Origin of the sequence: Jhaorihella thermophila (assembly GCF_900108275.1) — a bacterium.
GTDB lineage: Bacteria > Pseudomonadota > Alphaproteobacteria > Rhodobacterales > Rhodobacteraceae > Jhaorihella > Jhaorihella thermophila.
Window position 1 is genome coordinate 13,838 of sequence record NZ_FNVD01000023.1, and the last position, 16,576, is coordinate 30,413.

The 16,576-nt window shown below is 65.5% G+C and carries 14 protein-coding genes and 1 pseudogene; all 15 read left to right on the forward strand.

What is annotated here, in order from left to right; genetic code table 11:
* Positions 1–108 precede the first annotated feature (108 nt).
* The 15 genes and pseudogenes from corA to C4S70_RS16505 all read left to right on the forward strand — a co-directional run bounded on the left by corA (position 109) and on the right by C4S70_RS16505 (position 16,374).
* A complete protein-coding gene (corA, locus tag C4S70_RS16440; protein WP_104009205.1) occupies positions 109–1,080 on the forward strand; it encodes a magnesium/cobalt transporter CorA in 972 nt (323 codons plus the stop codon).
* A 154-nt stretch (positions 1,081–1,234) separates the two neighbouring features.
* Positions 1,235–2,347 carry a S1C family serine protease gene (locus tag C4S70_RS16445; RefSeq protein WP_104009195.1) on the forward strand — a complete coding sequence of 371 codons (1,113 nt, stop codon included), beginning with the start codon at positions 1,235–1,237 and terminating at the stop codon, positions 2,345–2,347.
* A 46-nt stretch (positions 2,348–2,393) separates the two neighbouring features.
* Positions 2,394–3,359, forward strand: a complete 966-nt coding sequence (locus C4S70_RS16450) for a calcium/sodium antiporter (protein WP_104009196.1) — start codon at positions 2,394–2,396, stop codon at positions 3,357–3,359.
* A 16-nt stretch (positions 3,360–3,375) separates the two neighbouring features.
* Positions 3,376–3,819: a hypothetical protein gene (locus C4S70_RS16455; RefSeq protein WP_146064244.1), complete on the forward strand. Its 444-nt coding sequence runs from the start codon at positions 3,376–3,378 to the stop codon at positions 3,817–3,819.
* Between the two features lie 121 nt (positions 3,820–3,940).
* Positions 3,941–4,135: pseudogene (locus C4S70_RS19425) on the forward strand (DUF2793 domain-containing protein); the annotation flags it as partial.
* A gap of 99 nt (positions 4,136–4,234) precedes the next feature.
* Positions 4,235–4,897, forward strand: a complete 663-nt coding sequence (locus C4S70_RS19430) for a C1q-like domain-containing protein (protein ID WP_407656754.1) — start codon at positions 4,235–4,237, stop codon at positions 4,895–4,897.
* Positions 4,898–5,350: 453 nt separating this feature from the next.
* Positions 5,351–5,644: a hypothetical protein gene (locus tag C4S70_RS16465; RefSeq protein WP_104009198.1), complete on the forward strand. Its 294-nt coding sequence runs from the start codon at positions 5,351–5,353 to the stop codon at positions 5,642–5,644.
* Between the two features lie 88 nt (positions 5,645–5,732).
* Complete coding sequence (locus C4S70_RS18890) at positions 5,733–6,590, forward strand: hypothetical protein (protein ID WP_200822791.1); 858 nt, start codon at positions 5,733–5,735, stop codon at positions 6,588–6,590.
* 71 nt (positions 6,591–6,661) lie between these two features.
* Complete coding sequence (locus C4S70_RS19505) at positions 6,662–8,143, forward strand: c-type cytochrome (RefSeq protein WP_146064245.1); 1,482 nt, start codon at positions 6,662–6,664, stop codon at positions 8,141–8,143.
* A gap of 28 nt (positions 8,144–8,171) precedes the next feature.
* Positions 8,172–10,733 (forward strand): molybdopterin-dependent oxidoreductase, encoded by a 2,562-nt coding sequence (locus tag C4S70_RS16480; protein ID WP_104009199.1) that lies wholly within the window; start codon positions 8,172–8,174, stop codon positions 10,731–10,733.
* Between the two features lie 18 nt (positions 10,734–10,751).
* On the forward strand, positions 10,752–11,420 hold the full coding sequence (locus tag C4S70_RS16485) for a 4Fe-4S dicluster domain-containing protein (protein ID WP_104009200.1): 669 nt from the start codon (positions 10,752–10,754) through the stop codon (positions 11,418–11,420).
* Positions 11,417–12,184, forward strand: coding sequence for a TorD/DmsD family molecular chaperone (locus tag C4S70_RS16490; protein ID WP_104009201.1), 768 nt, complete (start codon positions 11,417–11,419; stop codon positions 12,182–12,184). Before C4S70_RS16485 ends, C4S70_RS16490 begins: the two co-directional genes overlap by 4 nt.
* A 53-nt stretch (positions 12,185–12,237) precedes the next feature.
* Positions 12,238–13,158 (forward strand): 4Fe-4S binding protein, encoded by a 921-nt coding sequence (locus C4S70_RS16495; protein ID WP_146064246.1) that lies wholly within the window; start codon positions 12,238–12,240, stop codon positions 13,156–13,158.
* Positions 13,155–15,056: a sensor histidine kinase gene (locus C4S70_RS16500; RefSeq protein WP_104009203.1), complete on the forward strand. Its 1,902-nt coding sequence runs from the start codon at positions 13,155–13,157 to the stop codon at positions 15,054–15,056. Before C4S70_RS16495 ends, C4S70_RS16500 begins: the two co-directional genes overlap by 4 nt.
* A complete protein-coding gene (locus C4S70_RS16505) occupies positions 15,043–16,374 on the forward strand; it encodes a sigma-54-dependent transcriptional regulator (RefSeq protein ID WP_160114901.1) in 1,332 nt (443 codons plus the stop codon). Before C4S70_RS16500 ends, C4S70_RS16505 begins: the two co-directional genes overlap by 14 nt.
* Positions 16,375–16,576: the final 202 nt, after the last annotated feature.

Below are 16,576 nucleotides of genomic sequence, written 5' to 3' on the forward strand. Positions count from 1 at the left end.
AAACAATGCATCAGGTCTGTAATTCGCTGATCCGGCTTCCTATTTCGCGGTTAATTCGGGCGCAGGTTCCACTGTCGCGCATTCTCACCGGTACAAAAGGGGATGGACATGATCACAGAATATGTGGCCGATGGCGGCAGGCTGGTCGTCCAACCGGGGTTGGGAGCGTCCGGGGCCCGAATTGTGTGGATCGACCTTTTGGACCCGGACCGGGATGAAGAGGCGCGGGTCGAGCAGCAGCTTGGCATCAATGTCCCAACCCGCGAAGACATGGAGGAGATCGAGATTTCCTCGCGTCTTTTCAGCGAGGACGGCGCGCTGTTCATGACTGCGATTCTGCCATCGCAGGCCGACGGCGACGATCCGGAATTGTTGCCGGTCACATTCGTCCTGTCGAAGGACACGCTCGTCACCATCCGCTATCACCGTCCGCGCGCCTTCGAGACGTTTCCTGCCCGGGCAGCCAAGGTGTCCATGGGCTGCGACACGGGCGAGGGCGTTCTTGTCGCGCTACTCGAAGCTATCGTGGACCGTCTTGCCGACATCCTTGAACACGACGGGCGAGAGATCGACGGGATTTCCCGGCGTATCTTCCGAAAGTCGGAAGAGAAGGTCATGAAGGGCGCCGATCTTCAGGATGTGATCGAAGCGATCGGGCGCAAGGGCGATCTGACATCCAATATTCGCGACAGCCTCGTGACGCTGGAACGGGTCGCGGGCTTTCTCGGTCAGCAGACGCTACAGAAGAAGAGCCCGCGAGACCTGCGGGAACGCATCAAGACCCTGTCGCGCGACATCCGGTCGCTTGCCGATCATGCGAGCTTTCTCAGCCAGAAGATAACCTTCCTGCTCGATGCGACGCTTGGTCTGATCAATATCGAGCAGAACGCCATCATCAAGATCTTCTCGGTCGCGGCCGTCGTGTTCCTGCCGCCGACCCTGATCGCCTCGATCTACGGCATGAACTTCGAACACATGCCCGAGTTGGAATGGCTTCTGGGGTATCCTTTCGCAATCGGCCTGATGATCGTCTCCGCGATCCTGCCTTTCGTCTACTTCAAGCGCCGCGGCTGGCTGTGACCGATGGTAGGGGAGACGTTGCCGGACCCCACATCCGGGAGGTACTTTCCGATTGCCGGTCTGCCGGAGCAACCTATATACGATGGCCCCGAGACCAAAGCGATCGGGTATCTACAGGCGGAACGGACCACGCAGGAGAAGGCATTTTCGGAACATGGACAGAGGTTTTGCGCTCCTGTGGCGGGTCACTGCCGCCACGCTTCTCGTCATCGCCTTCTGGCAAAGCTTTCCCATCTTCCAGGCCGTGGTTCTGGGGCGGCTGGCCGAGCCGCGCGCGATCACGCCGCGCGGCGATCTGGCGGATTGGGAACAGAGCACCATCGCCGTGTTCGAGGCCGCCAGGGACAGCGTCGTCTTCATCACCACGGCCGAAACCGTCATCGACCCCTGGACGCGCAACATCTACGACGTGACACGGGGCAACGGGTCAGGCTTCATCTGGGACACACTTGGTCACGTGGTGACCAATCATCACGTCATCGCCGGGGCGAGCCGGGCCTTCGTGCGTCTTGCCGACGGTCGCAGCTATCCCGCGCGCCTCGTGGGCAGCGCGCCCGAGCATGACCTGGCGGTGCTGCAGATCGGCGTGGGGGCGGATCGCCCACCGCCCATCCCGATCGGCACCAGCGCGGATCTGCGGGTCGGTCAGACCGTCCTTGCCATCGGAAACCCCTTCGGCCTCGACTGGACGTTGACGACCGGGGTCGTCTCGGCCCTGGGGCGCGAACTGCCCTCGCAGGACGGTTTGCCGATCCGCGACCTGATCCAGACCGACGCGGCCATCAATCCCGGCAATTCCGGTGGCCCGCTGATCGACAGCGCAGGGCGGCTCATCGGGGTGAACACGGCGATCTACAGCCCGTCAGGCTCCAGCGCCGGCGTCGGTTTCGCCGTGCCCGTCGACACGGTCAACAGGGTGGTGCCGCAACTCATTGCGCGCGGCAGCTACACGCCGCCATTCCTCGGCGTGCATTTCGATCCGCGGGGCGACGAACTGCTTGATCGGCTCGGACTGGAAGGCGTGCTGGTGCTTGACGTGGTGCCGGGCAGTCCGGCAGAGGCGGCGGGGCTGCGGCCGACCCGCATGACGCGGGAGGGGATCGTGCTGGGCGACATCATCCTTGCGTTGGGCGATGACGCGGTGCGGCGCAGTCAGGACCTGGTCGCTGCTCTGGAGACACGTCGGGCGGGCGAGACCGTCGATCTCACGATCCTGCGCGACGGGCGGGAAATCACCTTGCAGGTCGCCCTTGCGGCGGCGCCATGAAATCTGTCACGGCTCTGCCTGACACTGAAAGCTGGAGAATATCAAGTTGCTTCTGGATCTGGGATATGTCGCCGCTGGCCTGGTTCTCCTCTTCATCGGTGGCGAGGGGCTGGTGCGTGGTTCGGTCGCCATCGCTGAACGACTTGGCATCTCCAAGCTCCTGATCGGGCTTGTCATTGTGGGCTTCGGCACCTCGACGCCGGAACTTCTGGTCTCGGTCAATGCCGCGCTCGACGGTGCGCCCGAGATCGCGCTCGGCAATGCCGTCGGCTCGAACATCGCGAACGTCCTTCTGATCGTCGGCGTCGCCGTCGCAATCCTGCCGATTGCAGGCTGGGAGCGCACGGCGGTGCGTGAGGCGCTTGTCGCAACCCTTGTGGCTCTCGTTCTGGTGGGGCTCGTTCAGGGAGCCTATATCGAACGCCTCGAAGGTGCGGCCATGCTGACGGTGCTGATCGGCTACCTCTTCGCCAGCTACTGGCTGGAGCGGCGCAGCTCCGAAACCGACACTTTCCAGCAGGAAGCTGCGGAATTCGAGGACATTCCGATCGGCAATGTCTGGGTCTCCGTGGCGTTCGTTGTTGCGGGGATTGCCGCGCTCGTGTTCGGGGCTGACTTGCTGGTAGGGGGCGCCGTCAACATCGCGCGGGCCTTCGGAGTCTCGGAGGCGGTGATCGGTTTGTCGCTGGTGGCCGTGGGCACGTCGCTGCCCGAACTTGCAACGGCGATCACCGCCGCGATCCGTCGCCATTCCGACGTGGTGCTGGGCAACGTGATCGGGTCGAACATCTTCAATATACTCGCCATTCTCGGCACGACGGCCGTGATCCTGCCCATCGAGGTCAGCGAGCGGTTCCGCGAATTCGACACCCATGTGATGCTGGCGGCATCGGTCCTGCTGCTGGGTTTGCTGGCCGTTGCGCCGCGTATCTCGCGCCTGTGGGGCATCGTCATGCTGGGTGCCTACGGTGCCTACATGACGGCGCTGTTCCTGGGCGGGACGACTACATGACGGCCGGGGAGAGCCGTTGACCGTTGCTGGCCACGATGGCTTTCCGCCAGCCTGTCAGCAACACGAATGCGACCATCGCCACGGGGGAATCCTCCGACCATCGGGAGCCTCGCTCCGGCCCTTCGCGCCGGTGCATCTCGCGGCCAAGGCCGAGCCTTCTGGCGACATCACCCTTACCTGGACCCGCCGTTCCCGTGACCCGGCCGCCGACAGCTGGGAGACCACCGAGGTGCCGCTCCTCGACCAGCCGGAAGCTTGGGAGATCGACATTCCGGACGGCTCAACCGTGAAGCGGACGCTGACGGCGGGCACCGCGACGGTCGCCTACAGCACGGACGATCAGGTCGTCGACTGGGGCGCGACGCTGGCGCCGGGCGCCGCGCTGACCATCCGCGTGGCCCAGCTCTCGCCTTCGCTTGGACGGGGAACCCCCGCCAAAGCCACGCTCACCATCGCATGAGGCACCAATGACCACCCCGAACCTCGCGCTCCCCTACATCGCCGCCGCCCAGGCGCAGAAGCATGTCACCCATAACGCGGCGCTCGACCTGCTCGACGGGCTCGTCTAGCTTTCCGTAAAGGACCGGGATCTGACCGCACCGCCCGGCAGCCCCGCCGAAGGCGACCGCTACATCGTGGTCACCGGCGCCACCGGCGCATGGGCCGGCTGGGACGGCGACGTGGCGCTGTTTTCCGGTGGGGCGTGGGTGCAGCTCACCCCTCAAGCGGGCTGGCGGGTCTGGATCGAGGACGAGGCGGTTCTGCTGGTCTTCGATGGCACGGCCTGGATCGGCGTCACGCCGGACGCGCTGCAGAACCTGACCCGTCTGAGTCTCGGCACCACCGCCGATGCCGCCAATCCGTTTTCGGCCAAGCTGAACGGGGCGCTCTGGACGGCGCTCACCGCACCCGAAGGCGGCAGCGGCAATCTGTGCCTCGCGCTCAACAAGGAAACTGGCGCCGGGGTTCTGTCCTTCCTGCTTCAGTCGGGGTTTTCCGGCCGGGCCGAGCTTGGTCTCCTCGGCACCGACGACCTGACCCTGAAGGTGAGCCCCGATGGCACAGCCTGGCGCGACGCGCTGACCGTCGACCGCGCCACCGGCATCGTGAACCAGCCGCGAAGCCCGCGTTTCAAGGCCTATACCAACTACGACAATTATGTCGCGCTCACCACCTGGACGAAAATCGGCATCAACACGGTCGAGGCCAATGACCAGGGCCCGTTCGACCCGGCAACCAATCTCTTCACCGCACCGGTTGCCGGCACCTACCTCTTTGGCGCGAGCTTGCTCTACAAGGTCAATGCCAGCACATCGGCCCGGATGCGCGGGCGACTGGTCCTGAACGGCACGACCGAAATCCGCGGCTCCTTCGGCGAGGTGTCAAGTTCCCACAAATCACTCGCCACCGCGCTCTGGCTGCAGACGATGGTGCCGCTGAGCGCGGGTGATACCGTCGAACTACAGGGGTATTTCCGGGTCGCGGACGGGTATTTCGCGGCGGATCACACGTCGTTCTGGCGCAGCAAGGTGGGGTGACATCTTTGCCAACGTAAAGGTTGCGTAACGTCCGCCCAACTCTATCGAGGAATCGCGGGTGTCGTTGCGGGATCTGATCATCAGCTATTGACGGTGGTGCGACGAAAGACCGGGCGCTGGTGGGCAACCGGACCACGGCTGGAGCTCATCGAACCTACCGAGCGGCCCGACGCTGGTGTTGAGCGGCGACAAGAGCATCCCGTTATGTGCGACAATTTGTCCAAAAAATTCTCTGCTAATTTGACATGACAAAATGGCAGGCCGAGAGGCCCAAAAAACCTTGGAATCGGCATCTTCACCGGCCCCGGGCTGACAATCTGGCAGGATTCCCAGCGCGCACACATGAATAACCCATTGTAAAATCTCGACAAAATTGTTGACCGCTGGCCGGTGTGGGCTCAATTGACTGCAGACGGCGCCGGATGTTTCGGGCCGCTGCAGGAGGATTGAGCCGTGAAATTCATCGTTCCGTTCCTTTCGTTGGGCCTCTTGGCGCAGGCCGCCCTTGCCGAGGAATCGACGGTCTTCATTGCAGGCGTTCAGCCGGACCGCCGGCCCGAGGGCGCGCCCGTCGTGACGGAGATGAAGAAGGATGGCGCGTGGTACCGGCAAGCACTGACGGGTGTCATCCCGCCCTATCCGGCAAGTCTGAGATTTCTCGAGGATCAGGGCGCTTGGTACACGCCGTTCACACGCCCCGGGATGACCGGGCCATACGACATTCGCGGTTGGCACCAGGCGGACTGACCCGCTGCGCAAGAGTTCCCGGCGCGGCGTTTCGAGTTGCGACCCCGCGTTTCGGGCTGGTGAGAGAGGGCAACTCTGGGAGAGCAAAATGATGATCAAGTCCAGGAAAACCATTCTGGCTGCCCTTTTGGGAGCCACCATGTTCGTCGCGCCGGCCACCGCAGAAGAGCAGAGCGGCATGTCCGGCATGAGCGGCATGGGCGGCATGTCCGGCATGGGCGGCATGAGCGGCATGGGTGGCATGTCCGGCATGGGTGGCATGTCCGGCATGGGTGGCATGTCCGGCATGAGCGGGATGTCTGGCATGGCCGGTAATTCTGGTGGCTGGGTTTGCACCCAGTGGACCATGGCCCCCGGAGCCCAAGGTGGCATGGGCGGCATGTCCGGCATGAGCGGCATGGGCGGCATGTCCGGCATGGGCGGCATGAGCGGCATGGGCGGCATGTCCGGCATGGGTGGAATGTCCGGCATGGGCGGCATGAGCGGCATGGGCGGCATGTCCGGCATGGGTGGCATGTCCGGCATGGGCGGCATGAGCGGCATGGGCGGCATGTCCGGCATGGGTGGCATGTCCGGCATGGGCGGCATGTCCGGCATGGGTGGCATGTCCGGCATGGGCGGCATGTCCGGCATGGGCGGCATGTCCGGCATGGGTGGCATGTCCGGCATGGGCGGCATGGGCGGCATGTCCGGCATGGGCGGCATGAGCGGCATGGGCGGCATGTCCGGCATGGGCGGCATGTCCGGCATGGGCGGCATGTCCGGCATGAGCGGAAACGCCTCCGGTTGGTTCTGCACCCAGTGGACCCTGGCCCCGGGCGCCCAAGGCGGAATGAGCGGCATGTCCGGAATGTCTGGCATGGGTGGCATGGGTGGCATGTCGGGCATGAGCGGCGAATGGACGCCGCCGACCGGCGAAGCCACCGAAAAGAAATCGGGCGGCTGACACGTCCGATCGGGGTGGCCGGGTGCGCCGGCCATCCCCACACCCAAACCAACTCGGGAAAGTTGTGAGCCATGAAGTGGATCGAGGCAACTCTCGCCAGGCTCAGCCTTCTGCTTGCGGCCGGAACCGCCGTTCTGGCGGTCGTGATCGTGGGCCAGGCTGTCGTTCATCTGGTCACGCGCAACGATGAAAAGGCCGGGGAACAGACCCGGACCGCATCGGCCGAGGCCCCCGCTACGGATGCCGCGCAGGAGGCTGGGACAAAGGTTGCCGCCTCGAAGTCGCCGGCAGTCAGAACCGCGGCCTCGACCTCTGCGGGCGATCCGGCCGGCGCCAAGGTGTTCAAGAAATGCAAGGCTTGCCACAAGGTTGACGACAGCGGCAAGAACGGCATCGGGCCCAATCTTTTTGGCGTGGTTGGCCGCGCGGTCGCTTCGGTAGAGGGTTTCAAGTACTCCGAGGCCATGGCCGCCCTCGGTGGTACCTGGGACGAAAAACGCCTTGACGCCTTCCTTGCGGCCCCCAAGAAGGTCGTGCCGGGCAACAAGATGGCCTTTGCCGGTTTGAAGAAGGCCGAGGATCGCGCCGCGGTCATCGCCTATATCATCGCGCAATCGGGCGGCGTAGCGGACGCAGCGGCCGCCGAGGGCGCAGAGCCTGCAGCAACGAATGCGAGTGCCGAGGAGGCCGCAGCGCTGGAAGAAGCGCTGGCTGGTTTCTCGAACCCGCCTGCACGCAGCGCCGAGGAGATCGCCGCCGCAAGGGAACGCGCCGCTGCCATTCAGGCAGAGGTGGATGCCGGCATGGACTACGAGCGCGCCCGCTATCACCCGATCCACTTCCCGCCGGCCATCAACGAGGCCAGCAACGAGGAATGCCTTGTCTGTCACCAGGAAATCCTCGAGTACAAGCCACTCGAGGCTTCGCCCGCCGGTGTTCCCGCCAGCGAAACGCTGGCCTGGTACCAGACGCTCGACACCTACGAGGGCGCGCAGGAGAGCTTCCACTACCGCCACCTCGAGAGCGACTTCGCGAAACAGGTGATGAACCTGGAATGCACCTTCTGCCACAAGGGCAACGATCCTCGCGAGGAAAGCCCCGACATGGTGCCGACGCGCGCGGCCGGAACGGCTCCCGATGTGCCGGAGTTCACCAACCGCAAGATGGTCAACCCCTCGGAAACCTGCCTGCTGTGCCACGGTGCGATGCCGGATCCGGAAAACATCATGGGCCTTTCGGGGCCTTGGTCCGAAGTACGGCATGATTTCGAGGACGAAGAGAACATCAACGGGTGCCTGGCGTGCCACGGCGAGTTCGGTTTCCGCACCAACCGCCACAACGTGACCTATCTGAACGCGCTCAACATCGAGAAACTGGCGCGAGAGAAATCCGACACCTGCTACGGCTGTCACGGTGGCCGCCAGTGGTACCAGATTTCCTATCCCTACCCGCGCCATCCGTGGCCGGACATGGACACGGAAGTGCCGGAGTGGGCCGTGGACCGTCCGACCAGTTCCAAGCCCGAATACCAGTTGCCGGAAAAGGCGCAGTGATGCGGCCCAGCGAAACGGAGTTCACGCGATGAAACATCTCGATAAACCGACCGCCGCAAAGGGCCCCTTTGAGCAGACCCGGCGGTCCTTCCTGAAAGGCTCGGCGGCACTGGCTGCCACCGGACTGGTGCTGGACGGCGCCCGCAGCCCGGCCCGCGCCTTCGCCTACGAGCCCTATTACACCGACGACGAGCTTGAAACGGTGGTCACCTCCTGCGCCCACAACTGCGGGTCGCGTCACATGCTGGTGGCGCACAAGAAGGGCGACGTGATCGTGCGGCTTTCGACCGATACCGGCGAATACCAGGGCGACGCGCGCGGCACCGACACCGAGGAGAAGCCGCAGCTTCGCGCCTGCCTGCGCGGGCGGTCGTATCGCGCGCGGCTCTACTCGGCCGAACGGCTGCTCTACCCGATGAAGCGGGTGGGCAAGCGCGGCGAGGGCAAGTTCAAGCGCATCTCGTGGGATCAGGCCCTGAGCGAGATCGCCGAGCGCATGGTCTACATCAGGGACAAATACGGCCCCCAGGCGCTGGTCGATCAGTCCTATGCCGGCGCTTCCTACGGCGTGCTGCACAAGTCCGACCAGATCGAGGGGCTGCTCGGCCGGTTCCTGGGTATGTTCGGATGCCGCACCTCGTCGTGGTCGGTGCCATCCTACCAGGGCACGACGTTTTCCAGCCGCATCACCTTCGGCACGATCGAGGACGGCAACGAGGACGACGCCTTCGCCCATTCCAAGCTGATCATCATGTGGGGCTGGAACCCGGCCTACACCTTCCACGGCGGCAACACCTTCTACTACATGCGGCTGGCCAAGCAGCGCGGCTGCAAGTTCGTGCTCGTCGATCCGCAATACACCGACAGCGCCGCCGCCTATGACGCTTGGTGGATCCCGATCCGGCCAAACACCGATGCCGCGATGATGGCCGGCATGGCCTACCACATCTGGGACAACGACTGGCACGACCAGGAGTTCATCGACCGTTTCGTGCAGGGCATGGACGAAGGCACCATGCCCGACTGGGCGAAGGGGCAGGAGAGCTTCAAGGACTACATTCTCGGCAAGTCCGACGGACAGCCCAAGACGCCGGAATGGGCATCCGAGATTTGCGGCGTGCCGGCCGAGGACATCAAGAAGTTGGCCGAGATGTATGCCACCACCAAGCCGGCGGCACTCAAGGCAAGCTGGGCGCCGGGCCGCAACGCCTATGGCGAGCAATACAACCGCATGGCCGCGGCGCTCCAGGCGATGACCGGCAATATCGGCATCCTCGGCGGCTGCGCCGAAGGGGTGGGCAAGGGCTGGCACGCCGAGGCCGTCGCCTACCCCTACGACCAGTGGGCGAACGTCTGGTATGCCTCGATCAAGTCCGACCGCTGGGCGCATATCGTGCTCAACTACCCCAACGTGACGCGCGAAGAGGCGGGGCTGTGGCCGCGCAACGACCAGTGGGACGGCGTGGTGCCCAATATCCGCGGCATCTTCTGGCAGGGGTCGGACTGGTTCAACCAGCTGACCAACATCAACAAGGAAATCGCCGCGATCCGCAAGCTCGAGGCCGAAGGCGACAAGGAAAGCCTGTTCGTCTGCATGGACTCGACGATCACGCCCACCGGCATCTGGGCCGATTACCTTCTGCCCATCGCCACCCATTTCGAGCGGCATGACGTGGCACTGCCCTGGTACAAGGGGCATTACTACATCCACCGGCCCAAGGTGATCGAGCCGATGGGCGAGTCGAAGACCGACTTCCAGGTGTTCACCGAGCTCGCCTATCGCCTCGGCTTTGGCCCGGCCTACAACCCGCGCGCCACGCGCGACTATTTCTGGAACCCCGACCCGGTGGACGAGGCCTATCTGAAGGCCTGGTGGGAAGAAAAGGTGATGCATCACCAGCACGTCACCTGGTCCTGGGAAGAGTTCAAGAAACGCGGGGTCTACAAGTTCGTCTTCGACGAGCCGCATGTCGCCTTCCGCGACCAGATCGAAAAGGGCGTGCCGTTCCAGACCCCGTCCGGCAAGATCGAGATCTTCTCGACCACGCTGGCGCAGATCACCGACTGGACGAAGACGCAATACGGCTACCCGATCCCGGCGATCCCGAAATGGATCGAGCCGTGGGAGAGCCTGAACAGCCCCAAGACCGAAAAGTTCCCCTTCCACATGGTCAGCCCGCACCCGCGCTGGCGGACGCATTCGATCTTCAACAACATCCCCTGGCTGCGTGAGACCTTCAGCCAGGAACTGACGATGAACGCGTCCGATGCGAAGAAGCTGGGCATTCGGACCGGCGACACGGTCGAGGTCTACAACGATCGCGGCACCTGTGTCGTGCCGGTCTATGTCACGGAACGCTGCATGCCGGGCGTGGTGGTGCTGCACGAAGGCGCTTGGATGGACCTGGCCGAGGACGGCACCGACCGATCCGGCAACCCCGATTTCCTGACGCTCGACGAACCCAGCCCCGCCGGGGCCTTCGCCTACAACACCGTGCTTTGCGACGTGCGCAAGACCGACAGGGCCCACCGTCCCGGCTGGGACCAGTTGGCCACCGCCCGCAGCGCCGTGTTCCGGCGCGACTACTGAGCCGAGGAGACAGACGAGATGGCGAACCAGATCGACAAGGCGAAGATCAAGGCGAGCGTCGAACGGCTGCGGGAATACGGATATCCCAAGGTCGAACCGGAAATGCAGCTCGGTTTCATCCACAACAACGTGGACTGCATCGGCTGCCGGGCCTGCGAGATTGCGTGCAAGGACAAGAACGGTCTTGGCCCCGGCCCGCGCTTCCGGCGCGTGCAATATGTCGAGGGCGGCACCTACCCCGAGGTGTTCGCCTTCAAGATCAACATGTCCTGCAACCACTGCGCCGACCCGGCCTGTCTCCCGGCCTGCCCGACCGGCGCGATCTGGAAGCGCAAGGACAACGGCGTGGTGGACATCGACAGCACGCTGTGCATCGGCTGCCGGAAATGCGAGGCCGCCTGTCCGTTCGGGGCGCCGCAGTTCGACCCCGAGGATAACCTGGTCAAGAAATGCAACATGTGCATCGACCAGCTCGAGGCGGGCCGCAAACCCTATTGCGTCGAGGCCTGCATGATGCGCGTGCTCGACATCGCGCCGATCGACCAGCTGCGCGACGGCACCGCCGAGACCAAGGCGATCGGCCCGAATGACGAGGTGGTGGACCAAGTGCGCGGCATGGCCGATCCGGACCTGACCAATCCGTCGATCGTGTTCGTGCCGCACTCCAAGGGCAAGGTGAAATCATGACGAACCCGCAACGGCATCCGCTTCCCGAGCAGCCCGCCATGCCCTCGCAGACCGACCGCGCGGTCATGGCAGATGCCGCGGCGGCGCTGGCCGTTGTGATCCGGCTGTTCGACCGGGAACTGGACGGGGAGGCTTTGGCCGCCCTGCGATCGGGCGACGCGTTCGCCTTCCTCGACCAGATCCTCGAAACCGACGCCGCGCGCGGGGCGCTGGGGGAGCTCGAGGTAGCGGTGTCGGACCTGCCGCCGGGGCCTGAGGATCCGTTTTTCGACCGGCTGGCGGCGGATTATGCCGACATCTTCCTCACCCACGGGCACCGGGCTGCGCCGTCGGCCTCGGTCTGGCTGAGCGACGACCACACCGAGAGGGGCGAGCCGATGTTCGAGGCGCGCCGCTGGTATGAGCATTGGGGCATCTCGGTGCCGAACTGGCGGGTGCGGGCGGATGACCACATCGTGCCGATGCTGCAATTCGTGGCCTTCCTGCTGGAACAGGGCAGCGCCGAGGCGGCGGCGGATGCGGCGGTGTTCATGGACCGGCAGATGGGGCCCTGGGTCGGGGATTTCCTGGGCAAGGTATCAGTGCGGGCGGATACGGCTCTCTACCGCGCGGCGGCGGCCTTCGCGGGCGCCTTGCTGGCCGAGATCCGGGCAGAGCTGGAACGGATCACCGGCATCGCCGAACAGATCCCCGAGCCGCCCAAGCGCCCCGAGGTCCAGCCGGACGAGGTGGCGTTCCTGCCGGGCGCCGCGCCAAGCTGGTGACCGGCAAGGCGCCGCGGCCGGACCCGCGGCGATGCGCGCGGGCGGCGCTGCCCTTGCCGCTGTGCGACGTCTGTGAAAGCGTCTGCCCGGTCGGCGCGATCACGGTGCCGGCCGAAACGCGGGCACCGGTCATCGACGCGGAAACATGCAACCGCTGCGGCGCCTGCGCCGCGGCCTGCCCGGAGGCGGCTTTCCCTCCTCCGGTGCCGCCCCCGGACCCGTCTGAACGGACCTGGTCGCTGGTCTGTTCCGGGGCGGATCCGGAACAGGATCTGTGCCTGAACGCGCTGTCCATCGCCGACCTTGCGCTGGCCTGGGCAGGCGGCGTTCGCGAAATCGAAATCGCCGAACATGATTGCGCGGATTGCGACCGGGCCGGGGCGCGCCCCTTTGCCGATACGCTGGCCCGGTTCAATCGTCTGGCCCAAAGCCGTGGCGCAGCCTCGCTGTGCGCGAAAAGGGTTCCACGGCCCCGCAAAAGTTGGTGGCAAAGACTGGCCGGGGACGGCGCCCCCGACCCGGCACGCCGCGCGATCCTGCGCGGGCGCCCCGGTCGCGGTGAGGATGACAGGGCCGCGGCGCTGGAGGAGTTCCTTGCCCTGGAGCGCGGCTCGTCCGGCCCGTTGTTTCCCTACGCGCCCACCATCGACCCGGCGCGCTGCACTGGCTGCGATGCCTGCGTTCGCGGATGTCCAAACGGCGCGTTCCAGATCGTCGCCGGCGAGCGCCCGGCCTATGTCGTTGCCGCCAAGGCATGCACTGGCTGCGGCTTGTGCGTGGCCCTGTGCGACGACGACGCGATCTCGGTGACGATCGACGGGCGGGTCGGCCCGCCGGTGGCACTGGAGGCGTTCCGCTGTCAGTCGTGCAAGACGATGACCCATCGCCCGGAAAATTCCGGCGACGATCATGCGGAGCTTTGCTATATCTGCGCCGAGCGGCAATATCCACGCCCGGACAACCTGGTGTTATGATGCGGCTCCGCGCGCTTGAGAAATGGAACGCTTACCTGGATCAGAGCCTGCAACGGCGGCTGATCGCCGTCAGCGCCCTGTTCCTGTTCCTGGCCTCCATCGCCTTCCTGGCGATCCTTCTGGTCCTGCACACGCGGATGCTGCTCGACGAGAACGAACGCGCCTCGCTGGCCTTGAACGAAACTCTCCAGATCGCGCTTGAAAACGCGATGCTCAAGCGCGATCTGAACGGGCTGAGCCAGATCGTTGACAACCTCGGCCGGCAGGACGGGATCGACGCGGTGATGATCGTCGCGCCCAATGGCGAGATCCGCTTCTCGGACCGGAACGAGCGGATCGGCGTCCAGCTCGACGATCCGGCCCTGCAGGCGGCCCTGGCCTCGGGCGGCGCGTCGGCTGCCTATCAAACCGGGCTCAACGGCGCCGAAGTCCTGCGCAGCGTCAATCCGGTGCAAAACCGCCCGCCCTGTGCGGAATGCCATGGCGACCCGGCGTCGCACCCGATCAACGGGTTGCTGGTGGTCGATTTCCGGGCAACGCCGATCATGGCCCACGCCCTGAAGGGGACCGCAATCCTGATCGGCATGGGAGCGGTGGTGATGGCGCTATTGGGGCTCGCCCTGTGGAAGGCGACGCGGCGGCTGGTGCTTGACCGGCTGGAACCGCTCGCCGAGGCCGTCGCGCAGGTCGGGCGCGGCGCGGTCGGAACGCGGGTCGCGGTGGAGGGGCATGATGAAATTGCCGCCTTCGCGGCGGGGTTCAACACCATGTCCGCCAGGCTCGAGGCCGCCGACGAGGCGCTGCGCGCAGCGCGCGACGCGCTGGAGGCGATTCTCGCCGCCGCCCCGGACGGGATCCGCGTCATCGGCCCGGATTTCCGGGTGCTGCACGCCAATGATGCGCATCTGGCGCAACTCGGCCTGCCGCGCGAGCAGGTCATCGGCCAGCCTTGCCACCGGCTGACCCACGGCGCGGGCGAGCCCTGCCCGCCGACGCTTCAGACCTGCCCGGTGGTGCGCATCCTGCGGCAGGGGGGCGAAACCCTGCGCTTTACCGACCGCCACCTTGCCGCCGACGGCCGGGAGATGAACGTCGAAGTCACCGCCGCGCCGATCCGCCTGCCGGTGGACGGGGCCACGGTCGATTGCGTGATCGAGGTGATCCGCGATCTCGATCGCGCCGTCGAGATTTCGCACCAGCAGCGTCTGAGCGAGATCGCGCTTCTGGCCAATGGCGTCGCGCATGAGATCAACACGCCGCTGTCGTCGATCCTGCTGGCCCTCGACACGATCCGCCGCGATCTGCCCGAAGGGTGCGAGGCGCACGAGTTCACCAACCTGATCGAGACCGAGATCCAGACCTGCATGGATGTGAGCGAAAGCCTGATGCGCCTGTCGCTGCCGTCCTCGGATACCCCGCAGGCGGTGGATCTGTCGGCCGTCGCGCGCGACACGCTGCGCCTCGTGCGGCCGAACCTCGAGCAGGCCGGGATCGAGGCCCGGGCCGAGGTGCCGGCGGAACTGATGATCGAGGCGCCGGACAGCGACATGCGCATCCTTCTGCTCAACCTCGTGGTCAATGCGATCCACGCCATGCCCGGCGGTGGCAAGCTGGCCGTGCGCGCGGCGCGCGACGGAAGCGGCGTGGTTCTGGAGGTCGCCGATACCGGCGTCGGCATCCCGCCGGAAAATCTCAAGGACATCTTCCTGCCGTTCTGGACACGCCGCCCCGACGGTTCGGCGGGACGCGGCCTGGGGCTTGCCATTTGCCGGCAGGTGGTCGAGCGTCTGGGCGGGGACATCGAGGTCGAGTCGGTGCCGGGAAAGGGGACGCGGTTCATCGTCCACCTGCCCGATGCCGAGGCGATGCCCCCAAGGACCACGAATGGCAGCGGCTGAGCGGGCAATGGCGGCAACACAATCCATCCTCGTCGTCGATGACGACGCTATCCTGCGGCGGCTGCTTCTGCGCCAGATCGAACAACTCGGCTTCCGGGCGGTCGGGGCGGGCACGCTGACCGAGGCGCTGGCGGTGCTCGACACCGACCCGCCGGACCTTGTCCTGCTCGATCAGAAATTGCCCGACGCAACCAGCACCGACCATCTGCCGGATCTGGCTGAACGCTGCCCGGTGATCGTGCTCACGGCCCATGGTTCGGTCGATCAGGCGGTGGGCGCGGTCAAGGCCGGGGCCGCCGACTATCTGACCAAGCCGATCTCGCCACGGATGCTGGAGCTGGCGATCGCGCGGGTCTTCGAGGCCGCCCGCCTGCGCAACGAGGTCGGGCTGCTCAGGCGCGAGGTAAAGGGCCAGGAGACGCCCGAAATCGTCGGGCATACCGCCGAGGTGTGCAAGCTGCGCGAGCGGGCAAGGATGTTGGCCGAGGCAGAAATGCCGGTGCTCATCCATGGCGAAAGCGGCGCCGGCAAGCGGACGGTCGCCCGTTTCATCCACGAAAACGGGCCGCGCGCCGAGGCCAGCTTTGCCGAGCTGCAATGCGCGCGGGCGGACGGGAGCCATCTTGCCGACGAGTTGTTCGGCGCCGCCGCGCCGGGGCTTCTGGAAGCCGCACGTGGCGGCACGCTGTTCCTGTCCGATATCGGGCGGATGCCGCAGGTGGTCCAGCGGCGGCTGGCGGCGGCGCTCGAAACCGGCGCCTTCACGCGGCGCGGCTCGGCCCGCGAGATAGGCTTGCAGGTGCGTGTCATCGCCGCCTCGAGCCAGGGGTTGCCGGAGTTGGCGGCTGAGGGGGGGCTTGTGCCCGAACTTTTCTACATCCTCACCGCCTTCACCCTCGAAGTGCCACCGCTGCGTGCGCGCCGTGCCGACATTCCCGAACTCGCCAACCATTTCCTGTCGCGCCGTCGCTTCGCCCTCGATGTGGAAAAGACGATCTCGAGAAAGACGCTCGAGCTGTTGCAGAAATGGGACTGGCCGGGCAACCTGCGCGAATTGCGCAACGTCGTCGAGCGCGGGGTGATCCTGTCGGGGCGTTCGGCAACCATACAGCCCGATCACGTGGAACTGGGGCAGCAGGCCGGATTGACCGAGCAGCGGGACAAAGGCATCAGCGTGGCCGACGAGCCCACGCTCGAACAATTGCGTGACCGGTACCTCGATTTCCTGTTGCAGCGCCATGACAACAATCGAAGGGTCGTGGCCGGAATCCTCGGCATCAGCGAACGAAGTCTTTATCGTATCCTGTCTCAGCGTTGAATGCGACAGGCCCGGGCCCGACTTCTGAGAGCCGAGCGTGCCGCCTTTACGGAGCTGGCCGGAACAAGCCCCGTTGGGTCTCGGGAGAACGTTCGCCCCCAGTCCCTTCCCCTCCGCCACTTGCCCCCGCGAAGGCGTTCTCTCGATCCGGCTGCGGCCGGATTTTTCCGTTGTTTTCGAGGGTTATGCGAGAAGGGCTGAA

Coding starts and splice junctions, on each gene's coding strand:
- C4S70_RS19505 (WP_146064245.1), top strand. CDS start 6,662: ATGAAGTGGATCGAGGCAACTCTCGCCAGGCTCAGCCTTCTGCTTGCG.
- C4S70_RS16490 (WP_104009201.1), top strand. CDS start 11,417: ATGACGAACCCGCAACGGCATCCGCTTCCCGAGCAGCCCGCCATGCCC.
- C4S70_RS16445 (WP_104009195.1), top strand. CDS start 1,235: ATGGACAGAGGTTTTGCGCTCCTGTGGCGGGTCACTGCCGCCACGCTT.
- C4S70_RS16500 (WP_104009203.1), top strand. CDS start 13,155: ATGATGCGGCTCCGCGCGCTTGAGAAATGGAACGCTTACCTGGATCAG.
- C4S70_RS18890 (WP_200822791.1), top strand. CDS start 5,733: ATGATGATCAAGTCCAGGAAAACCATTCTGGCTGCCCTTTTGGGAGCC.
- corA (WP_104009205.1), top strand. CDS start 109: ATGATCACAGAATATGTGGCCGATGGCGGCAGGCTGGTCGTCCAACCG.
- C4S70_RS16480 (WP_104009199.1), top strand. CDS start 8,172: ATGAAACATCTCGATAAACCGACCGCCGCAAAGGGCCCCTTTGAGCAG.
- C4S70_RS16505 (WP_160114901.1), top strand. CDS start 15,043: ATGGCAGCGGCTGAGCGGGCAATGGCGGCAACACAATCCATCCTCGTC.
- C4S70_RS16485 (WP_104009200.1), top strand. CDS start 10,752: ATGGCGAACCAGATCGACAAGGCGAAGATCAAGGCGAGCGTCGAACGG.